General features: G+C 65.5%; 14 protein-coding genes. 3 read left to right on the forward strand and 11 right to left on the reverse strand.

Going from position 1 to position 14,136, the window contains the following annotated elements:
* Positions 1 to 681 precede the first annotated feature (681 nt).
* From LXM90_RS00750 to LXM90_RS00775, 6 genes are all read right to left on the reverse strand, one after another.
* Entirely contained in the window at positions 682 to 2,055 is a 1,374-nt protein-coding gene (locus LXM90_RS00750; RefSeq protein WP_234081488.1) for a transposase, read from the reverse strand.
* 217 nt (positions 2,056 to 2,272) lie between these two features.
* Positions 2,273 to 3,058 (reverse strand): response regulator transcription factor, encoded by a 786-nt coding sequence (locus tag LXM90_RS00755; RefSeq protein ID WP_234081490.1) that lies wholly within the window; start codon positions 3,056 to 3,058, stop codon positions 2,273 to 2,275.
* A 253-nt stretch (positions 3,059 to 3,311) separates the two neighbouring features.
* Positions 3,312 to 3,833 carry a DoxX family protein gene (locus tag LXM90_RS00760; protein ID WP_234081491.1) on the reverse strand — a complete coding sequence of 174 codons (522 nt, stop codon included), beginning with the start codon at positions 3,831 to 3,833 and terminating at the stop codon, positions 3,312 to 3,314.
* A gap of 132 nt (positions 3,834 to 3,965) precedes the next feature.
* Positions 3,966 to 4,745 carry an anti-sigma factor family protein gene (locus LXM90_RS00765; protein WP_234081492.1) on the reverse strand — a complete coding sequence of 260 codons (780 nt, stop codon included), beginning with the start codon at positions 4,743 to 4,745 and terminating at the stop codon, positions 3,966 to 3,968.
* Entirely contained in the window at positions 4,742 to 5,266 is a 525-nt protein-coding gene (locus tag LXM90_RS00770; protein ID WP_234081494.1) for an RNA polymerase sigma factor, read from the reverse strand. Before LXM90_RS00770 ends, LXM90_RS00765 begins: the two co-directional genes overlap by 4 nt.
* Positions 5,267 to 5,442: 176 nt before the next feature.
* On the reverse strand, positions 5,443 to 5,595 hold the full coding sequence (locus LXM90_RS00775; RefSeq protein WP_234083107.1) for a hypothetical protein: 153 nt from the start codon (positions 5,593 to 5,595) through the stop codon (positions 5,443 to 5,445).
* On the opposite strand from LXM90_RS00775, the gene LXM90_RS00780 reads away from it, so the two are divergent.
* On the forward strand, positions 5,548 to 5,862 hold the full coding sequence (locus tag LXM90_RS00780; RefSeq protein WP_234083086.1) for a gamma-butyrobetaine hydroxylase-like domain-containing protein: 315 nt from the start codon (positions 5,548 to 5,550) through the stop codon (positions 5,860 to 5,862). The genes LXM90_RS00775 and LXM90_RS00780 overlap by 48 nt on opposite strands.
* Here LXM90_RS00780 and LXM90_RS00785 read toward each other — a convergent pair.
* Together LXM90_RS00785 and LXM90_RS00790 are read right to left on the reverse strand one after the other, a co-directional pair.
* Positions 5,784 to 6,302 (reverse strand): DUF417 family protein, encoded by a 519-nt coding sequence (locus LXM90_RS00785; protein WP_234081495.1) that lies wholly within the window; start codon positions 6,300 to 6,302, stop codon positions 5,784 to 5,786. The two genes, LXM90_RS00780 and LXM90_RS00785, sit on opposite strands and share 79 nt — an antisense overlap.
* 404 nt (positions 6,303 to 6,706) lie before the next feature.
* A complete protein-coding gene (locus tag LXM90_RS00790; RefSeq protein WP_234081496.1) occupies positions 6,707 to 7,810 on the reverse strand; it encodes an NADH:flavin oxidoreductase in 1,104 nt (367 codons plus the stop codon).
* 154 nt (positions 7,811 to 7,964) lie between these two features.
* On the opposite strand from LXM90_RS00790, the gene LXM90_RS00795 reads away from it, so the two are divergent.
* Together LXM90_RS00795 and LXM90_RS00800 are read left to right on the forward strand one after the other, a co-directional pair.
* Complete coding sequence (locus LXM90_RS00795) at positions 7,965 to 8,861, forward strand: LysR family transcriptional regulator (protein ID WP_234081497.1); 897 nt, start codon at positions 7,965 to 7,967, stop codon at positions 8,859 to 8,861.
* Between the two features lie 94 nt (positions 8,862 to 8,955).
* On the forward strand, positions 8,956 to 9,936 hold the full coding sequence (locus tag LXM90_RS00800) for an AraC family transcriptional regulator (protein ID WP_234081498.1): 981 nt from the start codon (positions 8,956 to 8,958) through the stop codon (positions 9,934 to 9,936).
* Positions 9,937 to 9,947: 11 nt separating this feature from the next.
* On the opposite strand, the gene LXM90_RS00805 is transcribed toward LXM90_RS00800, so the two are convergent.
* From LXM90_RS00805 to LXM90_RS00815, 3 genes are all read right to left on the reverse strand, one after another.
* Complete coding sequence (locus tag LXM90_RS00805; protein WP_234081500.1) at positions 9,948 to 11,414, reverse strand: FAD-dependent oxidoreductase; 1,467 nt, start codon at positions 11,412 to 11,414, stop codon at positions 9,948 to 9,950.
* 117 nt (positions 11,415 to 11,531) lie between these two features.
* Positions 11,532 to 11,864, reverse strand: coding sequence for a hypothetical protein (locus LXM90_RS00810; RefSeq protein ID WP_234081501.1), 333 nt, complete (start codon positions 11,862 to 11,864; stop codon positions 11,532 to 11,534).
* Between the two features lie 431 nt (positions 11,865 to 12,295).
* A complete protein-coding gene (locus tag LXM90_RS00815; RefSeq protein WP_234081502.1) occupies positions 12,296 to 14,131 on the reverse strand; it encodes a glycoside hydrolase family 15 protein in 1,836 nt (611 codons plus the stop codon).
* Between the last annotated feature and the right edge of the window lie 5 nt (positions 14,132 to 14,136).

Consider the following 14,136-nt stretch of genomic DNA (forward strand, 5'->3'; position numbering starts at 1 on the left):
GGTCTGGGGGTCGGGCTCATCTTCCGCTGCCTCATAGGCCTCGATGAGAGACGTCACCAAGTGTTTCGAAGGGCCGGGGTCGCTGCCGGGTGCCAGTGGCCCGGCCGCCTGCTCGCGGGAGCGCCTGACGAGGTCGCGCGAGGCCTGGAGCGTCCGCCGCGTCTCCTCGGCCGCAGCGCGCAACTCACGGGCGACTTCAAGGCACCGATCTGCGTGGGGGCGGTCCACCATGGGCACTCCAAGCTGCACTGAATACCCGCACTTAGCTCACTTCTAAGCGGGCGCTGGGACCGTGCGCTCTATTTCTAGGTGTGGCAATCCAGATATCGAATTCGATCGCGATTGAGATGATCTAACGTCAGCAACCGCCGCAGGTCGTTTTTCGAGATTTTCGCATGAAGCGAACGGACGCGAGTACACTCGCTGATTTTCGAGGGATTCCTTCAATAAGATGCCGGGAAGCGGAGCTTTCGGCCGTCTGTAACAGGCCGTGAATGGTCCCCACAGCTATGTCCGCTTAGATACATCCGCCGTCCGGAAGCGGAACAGCTTAAAACCACCCACCTCGGTCATCCAGAGGCACATTCCAGCGGGCTGGAAATGGCCGATTTCGTTGAAAAACTCGCGGTCGGCCTGGATCGAGGTTTGATCAAGGCTTGGCTGAGGGCCTCCCCCAGCCGATCAGGCTAGGCTCGGCTGCCCCAGCGGGATCAGCTTGGCCAGCTTCCGTAGGTTTTGGGCGGCGGCCGCGAGGTGGAATTCGTCCCGGGCTCCATCCGGCCCCCGCAACCGAAGCCGATCCAGCTTCAGGATCCGCTTGAGGTGGGCAAACAGCATCTCGACCTTCTTGCGCTCCCGCCGCGAGGTACGGCCCGCCTCCGAGGCGCAGATGTCGCGCGCCATCTGCCGGGCGCCCTCGTGGATCGAGCGTGGGATCTTGCGGGCGGATGCGTTGGGGCAGCATCGTGGCTTCAGCGCGCAGGCATCGCAGTCGTGCTTGCTCGCGCGGTAGCGCAGCATCCCGTCTGCGTCGACGAGCGGAGGCGGTGACCTGTAGACCTTCTGACGTTGCCGCAGGTGCTTGCCGGCCGGGCAGGTGTAGGCGTCCGTGCCAGGGTCGTAGGTGAAGGCTGATTGGCTGAAGGTACCGTCGCGGCGCTCAGACTTGTCGAAGACGGGGATGTGCGGCTCGATGCCCTGCTCGTGGACGAGCCAGCCCAGCATCGCGGCCGATCCGTAACCGCTGTCGCCGGCGAGCCGTGCCGGGTAGAGGTCGAAGCGCTCGCGCGAGCGCACGATCATGCGCTTGGCGGCCGTAACCTCGGCCTGCCGGATCGCGGTGGTCGGCTCGACGTCCACGATCACCGCGTGGTCGAGGTCGATCAGGTAGTTGGCCGCGTAGGCGAAGTAGGCCAGCCCACCGTCCGCGCCCGTCCAACGCGCGGCCGGGTCGGCGGGGGAGACGAGCTTGGGCACGACCGGCGTCGCAGCGCCGAACGCGGCGTCGTCAAGCACGGCCAGGTACTCCCGGGCGGCGCGGCTGACGGTCTCGGGTGGCAGGCCGTTCGTACCCTCGACGCCCTTCTGCCGGTTGGCATCGGCCTTGATCAGGCTGGCGTCGACCGCGAAGCCCTCGCCGCCCACGAGCCCCTCGGCGATGCAGCGAGTGAGCACGGTCTCGAACAAGCGGCGCAGCAGGTCGCTGTCGCGGAAGCGGCCATGACGGTTCTTGGAGAAGGTGGAATGATCCGGCACCCGGCCGTCGAGTCCGAGCCGGCAGAACCAGCGGTAGGCGAGGTTGAGGTGGACCTCGTCGCAGAGGCGGCGCTCGGAGCGGATGCCGAAGCAGTAGCCGATGAGCAGCATGCGGATCATCAACTCAGGGTCGACCGAGGGCCGGCCCGTCGAGCTGTAGAACGGCTGCAGGTGCGCGCGCAGGCCCGACAGGTCAACGAAGCGGTCGATGGCGCGCAGCAGATGGTCGGCAGGGACGTGGGTATCGAGCGAGAACTCGTAGAACAGGGCGCCCTGCTCGACTTGTCGAGGTCCCATCATCTGCTTCGATCTCCGTCTCTCGACGAGAGTGAATCACCTCACGACTACCGCCGCAACACCTGAGTTTTTCAACAGAATCGGCCGAAAGCCGCCGTTCGGCTTCAGGAATGATAGGTCTCGAAAGCGGACGCATATGGCCGGTTCCAGGCCGCCGGCATTTTTGCTGCAAATCAGAGGCTGAGCAAGTAGCGCAGCCAATAGCTATAGGCTTAGTAATCTAGCGGAGGATAAATCCCATGTTGCATACTGTATGGATGCGCGGGTTTAACCCGTTGGGATTGAGTTTCTTGCGAATTTTTCCAATGTGCACGTCGATGACGCTCGATTGGTGATTGAAGCTGTAGCCCCATACAGATTCGAAGATAGTATGCCGGTTCACCAGTACGCCAGCGTTCTGCATGAGGAACTCAATGATGGCGAATTCCTTAGGCAGCAGCTCGATCGGTCGGCCGGCACAGTAGAGGACGCGCTCGATCAGATCGAGGCGCAGGTCGCCGACCTGAAGCTCATTGAGCGCGGCGGCCGCCATCTTGCGCCGGGCGAGCGCGTCGACGCGGGCGGTGAGCTCGGTGAACTCGAGCGGCTTGGCGAGATAATCGTCGGCGCCGGCGCGCAGCCCGTCGACGCGATCGTTGACAGTCGACAGAGCGCTGAGGATCAGAACCGGCGTAGAGACCTTCGCGGCGCGCAGCTTCGTGACCAGAGACAAGCCGTCGATCCCGGGCAGTATGCGATCCAAGATGATCACATCAAATTTGCCTTCAATTGCCATGCGTAGTCCAGGCGTCCCGCTTGGAGCCTCGTCAACTTGAAACCCATATTCTGCGAGCGCTGATGCGATCTCAGCGGAAGACGGTAAAGCATATTTCACGATCAACAACTCGATTTTGGTGTGTGATTCTTCAATACGAGGTTGGTTATCAAGAAGGTGATTTGGCACACCCGAAGGCAACTGGCCGTCCCCCGATCGCATTGATGGAGGAGAGCACATCCAATCTCGCATGCCTATCTCCTCTGATGCTCGCCCTTAAGACCCACACGTTCAGCGAAAATAATGACACGCTGGTCGGAGCGGCCAGACTACCAATGCCGTATTTTCGGCAACATATTCGTTGTACTTCTTGATTTGACAACGGGTTGCAAAGTTTGGCCGCTTTGACGTCATAACGAAATCGCTCGTTCGTCATTCAAATAAGGTAGATAATCCTAAAATATGTTATAAAACAGGAATATAACAGCTCAGTTTGAAAACATATTCAGAATCTTTTGACAGAATGTATTGCATTCTGATTTATAGTTGCTGCTCCGAGACGCTTACGCAGTAGCTCGTCGATGGAAAGCGGACCAGGTCCGCCGATAACAAGCGCCAGAAGACCAGCGAGATAGAGCAGATCTGTCTCGTACCCAGGAGGTCCGAAGGTCGCCCCGGCCGCGGTCACGGCCTGAAGCTTGATAGAGCTGAAGCCATAGGGGAGATGCACGGTTAATGCTGCGACCAGCAGGACGATCGCCATTGGTAGGCTGGCGAGCGGCACGAGTGCGCCCAGCAGAATCGCCAATCCGCCGAAGATCTCCACGAGTATCGTCAGCCATCCGAACAGATGCGGCAGCGGTAATCCCATCGCCTCCACGATGGCGGGAAAGGCATCGTAGCCTCGGGCGGCTTTCGCTAGGCCATGCGCCACGAAGCCGTAGCCGACGATCAGGCGCAGCGGGACCGGGGCCCAGCGTGCGACGAGGGGGCGGCACGCGAGTAGCGTGCTGAGCAGATCTGCCATGGTGTTGATCCTCTGAGCAGCGGAAAGGTTGGCGGGAACGGGCGGTATATCGTCTGCGGGCGCGCGTTGCCGACGGCCCGCTCGAGGTGGCATCGGGACTGAAGGCGGACTGCCAGGGACCGCGAGGTTGCTCTACCCCTGAGTGTTGGCAACCTCTCGGCGCCGGATTTCTCTGACCAGTGGTTGCAGCACTTCGGGATCGGCCGCCGCAACGAGACTGTAGCCGAGCCCCTTCCGGACCCAGGCACATCCGGCGATGGAGCCGTAAATGTGTTCGACCATTGGCACGTCGCCGCCATCACCGAAGGAACGGATCAGCATGACCACGCGCGTGCCCTGGGCGTCGTCGTACATCAGCATGCCCGCCGGTCCGTGGTCGGTGGCGACTAACCGGCCGCCGAGCAGGTGGTAACCCGCCTCGCTCAGATCGGGCACGTCGACGGGTCGCTTCAGGCGGGCGGAGAACCAGTGTGCGATCTCATCCCGATCAGTCGCGGCAAGTTCGATCGGCCGTGTGCGGTCTGGTGCGTAGACGACGTAGTTTGTTTTCGCCTCCTGCGCGAGCACGGAGATGCCGCTCGATCCATCCGGAAGCGTCCCTCTCGCGATCCAGCCACTGAGGCCACCAACAGTCAGGAGAAGAGCTGCGGCAATGCCCTGCCAAGCTGACACGCGCGGCCGCCTTCGCGCAGCGACGAGGCGGACGAGATCGAGTTGCGGCGGCACCGGTTCGGCGGCGATCGGCGCGAACGCACTGCGCAGATCATCGCGCAGCAACATTAGCCGAGCCACCCGTGCTCGGGCCTGAGCATTCTCGACGAGATAGGTCTCAACTTCGGCGCGGCTGTCGGGGCCGAGCCTGTCGTCAACGAAGGCCTGCAGATCGTTCTCGCTGATCGGCCGCTCGTTCATTTCAGCCTCCTCAGGACCGGCCGCCGGATATTGGCTTCGCCGTCCATCAACTGGATCATCCGGTCCCGCGCGCGGGACAGCCGTGACATCACGGTGCCGGTCGGCACGCCGAGCACTTCCGCTGTCTCGGCATACGAGAGGCCTTCCACTGTCACGAGGAGCAGCACGCTGCGCTGCTCCTCGGGCAAGGCGTCGAGTGCTCGTAGAAGGTCGTGACGCTGCAGGCTCGCTTCTTGGTGGGGTGGAACGGCTAGGGACGTCTCGTCGACGTCGTCGAGCGGCAGATGAGCACCGCCGCGTCGACGGGACTGACGCACGCGGCTCATCGCCAGATTATGCAGGATCGCGAAGAGCCATGATCTGACGCTTCCTTCGTCCCGCCGCTGATGCCAGCGGGCGATCGCCAACTCGAGCGTGTCCTGAACGAGGTCGTCGGCGTCCGACCGATCCCGTGTCAGCGCAGCGGCGTAGCGCCGAAGCGCCGGGATGAGTGGCTCGACGAGGAGCATCATCTGCTGCACCGCATGCCTCCGGCCGGTGTCGCGACCGCGCGGTTCCGACATGGTCGATCGCGCAGGTGTCTCACGGGAGGTCAGACGCCGCGGCCGCGGCGAATATTCCATCAGGTCTGGCATTTCGAGCCCGCAGTCCTGCCGAGGAGGCCATCGCACACGAGGCGCTGTCCGGGATCGAACAATCACTGCCAGTACTGGGTGTCCGGCGACCGCTTCGGCCGACTGACCGCTTCGTGAATCGCTGCCCAGATGCCTTCGCCGACATCGCAGTCACCCGCGTCGAACCCATGGGCGGCTATGCCATCCATATCACGTTCACCGACGGCCATGCCCATGGGATCTTCCCCTGGACTAGCGGCGCTGAGCTGCTGCCTGCCGCGCTCCTCGGCGTTCGGCTAACTGGGGGTGGCAAGGCATTCCCCGGCAGTGATCCATGCCGATACCGTTCGCTTCATCCGAACGACCAATGCCCCCGGACTCATTTAAAGCGGTCCAGGGGCATCAATGATTCTGGTTCTGAAAGTCAGCGGGTGAAAGCGACATGCCCATCAATGGCGTCGCGAGCCGCGACGACGCGAGCCACATCCTGTCTAAGCAAATAGACCGAGACGACCAGCAGGACGAGATCCTTCAGGAGGAAGGCGGCATTCATCGCCATGGCGGGGAAGCCACCGGCGCCTGCATCCCAGGCATCGGGCACGAACGGAAGGATCGTCAAGGTCGAGACGAAGGTGGCCGTGGAGCCGAGGGCACCCAGCACCCCCAGCTTCTTGTTCCAGAAGCCTAGGAGCAGGAGCGTGCCAAAGGTCCACTCCGAGGCGCCCAGGAAGATGGCCGTGCCGCGAATGCCCAGAACCGGAATGGTCCAGAAGGTGAAGGGGCCGTGCGTGATCAAGGGAAGCAATCCCCGGATCTCGGCCTCGAACCATTTGTCGTATCCGAACCAAGCGAAGATGACGACCATCGCGGTCCGGAGCAGGTGGTAGTCCAGGTCGCGCCGGAGCAGGAACGAGCCGGCTAGCTTGTCGATGAGGAAGTTCATGATGCCCTCCGTAGGCGTTGAAGTTGGTGCACCCTTTCTACCTACGGCTTCCGAGACTATAAATGCTTGAATGCAGCGCAGATATGCTCCTTAATCTCAATCTGGCCTAGTCGACGGCTCTGTGGAGTGGGTAAGCCGCCCGGGCTAGTGGCTCGGGGTGAGACGGTCGCAGCAGCACGGTCGATGGGTAGGGCCAAGCCGACGATGCCAGTCGCTTATTTCGGCCAGGGGGTTTGGACGCACGAAGGGCCGCCGTGGGAACGGCGGCCCTTCGGAAGAACCAGTGCTCGACTGTATGGAAGACTATCGATTACCCACCTGTGTGGTCGACGGGATGACGCTCAGCGGGTATTTCACGGGCTTCACCAAACCAGCGGCATCGGAACTCTGTGCGTTGCATCAGCTCAGAGAGCCAGTTCCCGCTCCTTGATGTCGGCGATGGGCCCGAGAATGGCAGGATCGAACGGGGCCAAGTCCCGCGCCGCGCCGATGCGATTGGGCAGATCCGGGTTCGCGAGCGCAGCCTTGCCGAACGCCACGATGTCCGCCCCGGCCTCGACGACCGCCTCCGCCTTAGAGGCCTCCTGGAACCCTCCGTTGGCGAGCAGCGAGAGGTTTGGGGCATAGCGGCGAGCAAGCGCCACGAGGCTATCCTGGCCGATTTCAAAGGCAGGCTTCGACGCGTCATGCTCGGTGACGTGGATGTAGTCCAAGCCAGCATCCGCCAGCGTTCCGAAGACTGCTTCCGCGTCCTGCTCGCGACCAGCCCATTTGTGGGTGAAGTCGTTGACTTTGCCCTGTGAGATCCGGATGCCGACCGGCACGTTCCCGCCGACCTTTGCGCGCACAGCCTTGAACACCGCCACAGCGAACGCGGTGCGCGCGTGGGCGTCGCCGCCCCACCGGTCGCCTCGCCGGTTGGTGTGTTCCGTCAGGAACTGGTCGATGAGGTAGCCGTTTGCGCCGTGGATCTCGATCCCGTCGAAGCCCGCGACGGCGACAGCACGCTCGGCAGAGGCGGCGAACCCGTCGACCGCCTCGGCAATCTGCCCGTCCGTCATGGCAGACGGTGCCGGGTAGGCGCCCTTACCGTAGTAGAACTCCATCTGGCTGCCCCTGGGCTGGACGGCCGAGGGTCCGATGGTGCCGTCGCGGAAGCGATTGCCTTGGCTGATCGCACCGGCGTGCATCACCTGCGCGAAGAAGCGGGCGCCGTGCCGGTGGGCAGCCTCGACGATCGGTCGCCAGGCGAGACCCTGCGCCTCGTCGGTGAGACCCGGCTGATGATGGTAGCCCTGCGCAAACGCCTGATCCGTGTAGATGCCTTCGGTGATCAGCAGACCGAAGCCGCCACGGGCGAAGCGCTCGTAGTAGCGCGCCATCCGCTCGCTCGCGGTCCCGTCCTCGTTCGCGCTGATCCGAGTCATCGGGGCGACCGCGAACCGGTTGCGAATTGTCAGCCCGTTTATATCGGTGGTCGTGAAGAGGGTGTCGGCGCTCGTGCTCATGATGACCCCGCCCTGCAATCTGACCCGCCGTTGACCGTCGATAGGCGCAGTCAAAGAGGCGGGTCGCGCTTCGATGGGCGCATAACTAGCTTTGTCGCGGGATAGGCGGTAGCGAGCTCAGACGAGAAGGATCTTATCGCATGGTGATATGCTGATGGACCTGTCGGACGTCGCGCTCTTCTGCTCCATCGTCTCGGCCGGAAGCCTGTCCGCCGCGGGGCGGCTGTCGGGTCATTCGCCGATGGCGGTTAGCCGCCGTCTAGTTGCCTTGGAGGCGGAGCTCGGGGTTCGCCTTCTCCATCGCACCACCCGGACCATAGCCCTCACAGCGGATGGCGAGACGTTCCTCCCGCTCGCCCAAGCCATGCTCGACGCGAAGGCCGCCGCCATGGCGGCTTTCTCGGAGCGTCACGAAGGCTTGAGTGGCGTTCTGCGCGTGACAGCGCCCAACCGGATCGGGCGTGCGCTCGTGGTGCCACAGGCCGTACGGCTGATGGCCGAGAACCCACTGCTCCACGTAGACCTGATGTTTAGCGACAGGATCATGGACATCGCGGCATCCGGCCTCGACGTCGCGTTGCGGGTCGCCACGCTGCAAGCATCCGAGCTGGTCGCCGTGAAGCTGGCCGACAACCCGCGTGTCCTCTGCGCCGCGCCGAGCTACCTCGCGAGACATGGACGCCCCGAACGGCTCGTCGACCTCGACGAGCACACCTGTCTGACGCTGCACGCGATGGACGCGTGGCCGTTCACCCAGGGCGGGAAGCCCGTCGCGAAACGGATCGGCGGCCGCTTGGCGGCCAACAGCGTCGATACGGTTCGCGGCGCCTGCGTGGCCGGCGCCGGCCTCGCGCTCCTGACTTACTGGGACGTGGCTCGGGACCTGACCGACCGCACGCTCGTCGAGGTCACCCTGACCGACACCGAGCCCGAGCGGCTCGCCATTTGGGCGGTACTCCCGACCAAGCAACACACCCCCGCCCGCGTGCGCAGGTTCCTCGACGTCATGAAAGAAGAACTCGCCGCGCATCCACGCTCCCGAACGCCTTGATCCCCAAGTGCTCGGTTTACAGCCGTTAAGCGAGCTGATTAGTGCGGAAAACAGCGGGTATTCCGCCCCATCGTTTCAAACCCGAGGGTCCGCCATGGCAACACCCGAGGACTGGCTGAGCCGCCTGCTCGCGCTCGTCCCTGTCCGCGGTCGCCTCGACATCTACTGCACCTATGGGGCCCCCTGGCGCATTGACCAAGCGGGCGCGGCGGTCGGCGAGATGGCCTATCACGCCGTCGTCGCCGGATCGGCCGTGCTTGAGGACCCGACAGGTGGCCCGCCGCTGCGCCTCTCGGCCGGGGACATCCTGCTGCTTCCGCAGCGGGTGGACCACATCCTTCACGACGGCAGCGGGGCGCCCGCGGCGCCAGCGCATACTCGGACGGCCGCCAACCTGTTGATCAGCGAGAACGAGGGCACGGGCGAGCGGCTCGACATGCTCTGCGGGCACTTCGTGCTCGCGCGCGCCCAGGAACGCCTGTTGCGGGACTACCTGCCGCCGCGCCTCGTGGTGCGAACGGCCGACCCGGGCGCGTCCGCGGCGTTATCGGGAACCCAGGACGTGCTGACTGGCCTCGTGTCGCTCATGCGCCACGAGGCGGTGTCCGACGGACTGGGCGGCCGGGCCATGCTGAACGCGCTGTCCACGGCACTGTTCACGCTAACGCTGCGTCTGGCCAGCGAGGCCCGTGACAGGCCGGTCGGCTTGCTGGCCCTGGCGGGCCACAGCCGCCTGGCTCCCGCCCTGTCGGCCCTGTTCAACGAGCCGGGCCGGCCGTGGACGCTGCCCAAGCTGGCGCGGCTCTGCAACATGTCCAGGGCGACCATGGCGCGGCAGTTTCAGGAGAGACTGGGACAGTCCGCCAGCGAACTGCTAACAGACATCCGCATGACCCTGGCGGCCAGCGAGTTGCGCAACCCGTCCGCGAGCACGGGCGCGGTGGCGGAGACGGTCGGGTACCAGTCCGAAGCCGCCTTCCAGCGCGCCTTCAAGCAACGCATGGGGGTCACGCCGGCGCAATGGCGCCGAGGCGCGCAGTCCGCGGAATCGCCCGTTCCGGCACTCCCGTCATAAGGACCCCGCCGCTACGAGGAACGGGGCGGCACGCCCGCGAAGAGCGGACCGAGGCCCTCCGCCATGGTCGGGTGCGCCAGGACGGCATCCCGTAGACGCTGGTGGGGCAATCCGGCCAGCATCGCCGTCTGCACCACAGCCACGACCTCGCCGGCCTCGGAGCCGATCATGGTGAAGCCCAGGATGCGGTCGTCGTCCCCGACCAAGGCCTTCATGAAGCCCTGCGTCTCGCCGGTCGTCTGCGTCCTCAACACGGCGCTCATCGGCAGCCGCGCCACCCGGACGGGGACGCCCTGGCGTTGCGCCTCGCGCTCGTTCAGCCCGACGCGGGCGAGCGGTGGCTCGGTGAACATGTTGGCCGGGACCAGGCGGTCCTGGGTGCTGCGCTGGCCGCCGGCGAGATTGTCCCGGATGATCCGGAAGTCGTCGACGGAGACGTGGGTGAACTGCGGGCTCCCCGCCGCCTCGCCGAGCGCCCATACTCCGGGCGCGCTTGTCTCCAGGCGCTCATTCACGCGGATGAAGCCTCGATCCGTCAACGCGACGCCGGCCTCCTCCAGCCCGATCCCCTGCGTATTGGGCGTACGCCCGGCAGCGACGAGGATGTGGCTCCCTTCGATCATCCGCTCGCCGGCGCTTGTGCGCACGACGAGGCTGACCGCCTGCCCGGAGCGGCCCCTCACACTCAGGGTTTCGGCGCCCGTGATGACCTCGATGTCCTCGGCAGCGAGGATCTGCCGCATCTCGGCGGCGACATCGGCGTCCTCGTTGCTCAGGAGTTGAGGACCGGTCTGAATGATGGTCACGCGGCTGCCGAAGCGGCCGAGCGCCTGCGCCATCTCCAGCCCGACATAGCCGCCGCCCAGCACGATCAGGTGCGCGGGCACGGCATCGAGCTCCAGGGTCTCGATGTGGGTGAGCGGAGCGGCCTCCGAGAGCCCGGGTATGGCGGGGATGATCGCGTGCGTTCCCAGGTTGAGGAACACCTGATCGCCCGTCAGCACTCGCGTGCCGCCGTCATTGAGCCGCACCTCCAGCGTCTTCGTCGCGACGAAGCGCCCGCTGCCCATGACCAAGTCGACGCCGGCGTCGCCATAGGCCTTGAGGTGGAACGCGACCTCACCCTCGACCATCGCGCGCTTGCGTTGGCGGACCACTTCCATGTCGGTCGTGACCGGGCCGGTGATGGTCCCGAACCGCGCGGCGTTGCGTACGAGGTGCGCGACCTTGGCGCTCCAGATCTCGTTCTTGCTGGGCAGGCAGGCGATGTTGGGACACGAGCCGCCGATCCAGCGGCGCTCGACCACGGCGACCCGCCGCCCGGCGTGCCCCAGATGCCAGGCCAGCAGCTTGCCGCCCTGGCCGCTGCCGAGGATCAGCACGTCGAAGTGTTCCGGCCGGGTTGCGGCTCGCGCCTCCGCGCTCCCTGACTGCTCCTCGCTCGGACGTGGCTCGAATGACGGCTCGGTCGCGCTCATGGTCGTGGCTCCGGAAATATGCGTACGCAAAGGTCTGCCTCCGTGGAGGCGGGCGAAAACGCGTTCCGGCAATCCGGCTGACACTCTCCGGCTGCGGTCGCGCTAGCATTCGTCGGATCAGCAGCGACTGCAAATCGTGGTGGTGATGAGCTGGTCCAGGCGATGGCTCTGAGCGTCGAGCCCGGGGGTCGTGCCGGCGCGCCAATCCAGGGCCGCCCCAGGCGGCTTGGTCTGGCCGACCGCGCTCACGCGCCGAAAGCCCGTCGTTATGTGGAGCGCCGGCAGCCGGACCGGCTTCGCGGCAGCGGGGGCTTCCGACATGAAGTGCCCGGCCGCTGCGGGGGCCACCGAGGTGCCGACGAGCACGAGGCCGGCCAAGGCAGCGGAGACCAGCCTCGACGCAGTGGTCCGGCCGTTGGTGCGATGTGATGAGAAAGCGGTGTGAGACATGTGACCCTCCTTCGCTTCGGTTGCGAACGTGAGGTCACACTACGGTCGCGATCTGATATCCTGAATGCCAATTTGCCGAGAATTTATGCTCGATAATCTCGATGTGAGCTGCTTCGCCAGCGCCTCTCGCATTCCGGAGATGCGTCGCCGGCGATGCGGGAGCAGCCCGTCGGCCTTCGAGCAAGCGCTTTGGACGGGCGTCGTGGCACGGTCATCGCTCGACGTCAGGGCCGGCCGGCACGCGGCGCGAGGACTGGACGGGGGCCGCGGATAGCCATCGTAACGACCTCGGCCAATATAGGCACCGTGATCCTCACCCTCGCGCCGTCGACGGCAGCGAATTCCATACCGAGCACCTGAGGCCCCAGGATCGGCCGTCACGTCGCCCGCCACGTCAATCGAGGTCGCCAAGCGTTGCCCTGCGTCGCGATTCAGCCGCGGAGGTCCTGGCCCGTCGATGGCCGTCCCTTGTCGGACAAGGCGCGGTCCAGGGCGTAGGCCGCGCTGATGAGCGCCAGGTGGGTGAAGGCCTGCGGGAAGTTGCCGAGATGCTCGCCCCGCGGCCCGAGCTCCTCCGCATAGAGGCCGAGGTGGTTGGCGTAGCCCAGCATCTTTTCGAAGGTGAGCTGTGCCTCCTCCAGGCGCCCGGCCCGGGCGAGGCACTCGACGTACCAGAACGAGCACGGCGTGAAGGCGCCCTCCCGTCCCTCCAGACCGTCGCTATTGGCGCCCTCCTTGGTCTGGTAGCGGAGGACCAGGGCGTCGCTCACCAACTCGCGGCCGATGGCGTCGAGGGTCGAGAGCCAGCGGGGGTCGACCGGGCTGATGAACTTGACCAGCGGCATGAGCAGCGCCGCCGCGTCCAGGGCGTCGGTGCCCGGATGCTGCACGAAGGCGCGTTTCTCGGGGTTCCAGAAATCCGTGTAGATGCTCTGGGCGATGGCATCCTGCGTCTCGTGCCAACGCTGGAGGGGCGCCGGACGGGCGAGTTGTCTCGCCATGCGCAAGCCTCGGCTCAGCGCGACCCAGCACATGAGGCGCCCGGACAGGAAGGCCTGGCGGCCGCCGCGCACCTCCCAGATGCCCTCATCTGGTTGGTTCCAGTTCTCGCAGACCCAGTCGAGTGCGCGGGCCACGCCGTGCCAAGTGTCGATGCTGGCCGGCACGCCGTACTTGTCCGCGAGGTAGATGGCGTCCGCCAACTCGCCGTAGATGTCGAGCTGCAGTTGCTCGGCGGCGGCGTTGCCGATCCGCACGGGTCGAGACCCCCGATACCCAGCGAGGTGGTCGAGCTCCTCCTCGGAGGCGTCGCTGCCGCCGTCGAGGGCGTACAGGATCTGGAGCCTGTCACCCTCGCCCTGCTCGCGCGCCCGCTTTTCGACCCAACCGATGAAGGCCGTCGCTTCGTCGGTGTAGCCCAGGCGCATGAGCGCGTAGACGGTGAAGGCGGCGTCGCGGATCCAGCAGTAGCGGTAATCCCAGTTGCGTCCGCCGCCGACCCACTCGGGTAGGCCGAAAGTCGCAGCGCCCAGGACCGCTCCGTGGTCGGCGGAGGTCAGCACCTTGAGCGCGAGCGCCGACCGCTGCACGGTCTCGCGCCAGCGGCCGCGGTAGCGTGAGCGCCCACTCCAGGACCTCCAGTACGCCATCGTCTCCGAGAAGGTGCTCTCCAGAAACGTGTCGAGGTCGCCCTCGCTCGGGCGCTCGCGGGTACATTCGAACACGAACCCGGCCTCCTCGCCTGGCGCGAGCGTGACGGTCGCCGTGGCGCCTGATTGGGTCGCCGTCATCGGCACGGTCGCGCGCAGACGCAGTGGAGCCCCTTCGCCTTCCGGCGCGAACTCGACCACGCCGCCGTCGCGCAGATGAGCCCGCGAGGCGGCGCGGGCATAGTCGAACCGGGGTTCGCAAGCCACGCGCAACGTCATGCTGCCGCGGATGCCCTTCACGCAGCGCACGAGGGCGCTCTTCGGTCCGTCCGTGCAGATCGGCATGTAGTCGACGACCTCGGCCATGCCCGCCTCGCTCATGAAGCGGGTCACGAGCACGTTGGTCTCAGGCAGGTACATCTGCCGGGTGCGCACGCCGTCCGGCTCCGGCGTGATGGAGAAGTGGCCGCCCTTGGCGTCGTCGAGCAGGGCCGCGAACACGCTTGGCGAGTCGAATTGGGGAAAGCAGAAGAAGTCGATGGTGCCGTTGCTGCAGACCAGGGCGGCGGTGCGCAGGTTGCCGATGACGCCGTGCGCCTCAATGTCCGCGTAGGGCATGCGCG

This window comes from Methylobacterium oryzae, assembly GCF_021398735.1.
In the GTDB taxonomy this organism is placed as follows: domain Bacteria; phylum Pseudomonadota; class Alphaproteobacteria; order Rhizobiales; family Beijerinckiaceae; genus Methylobacterium.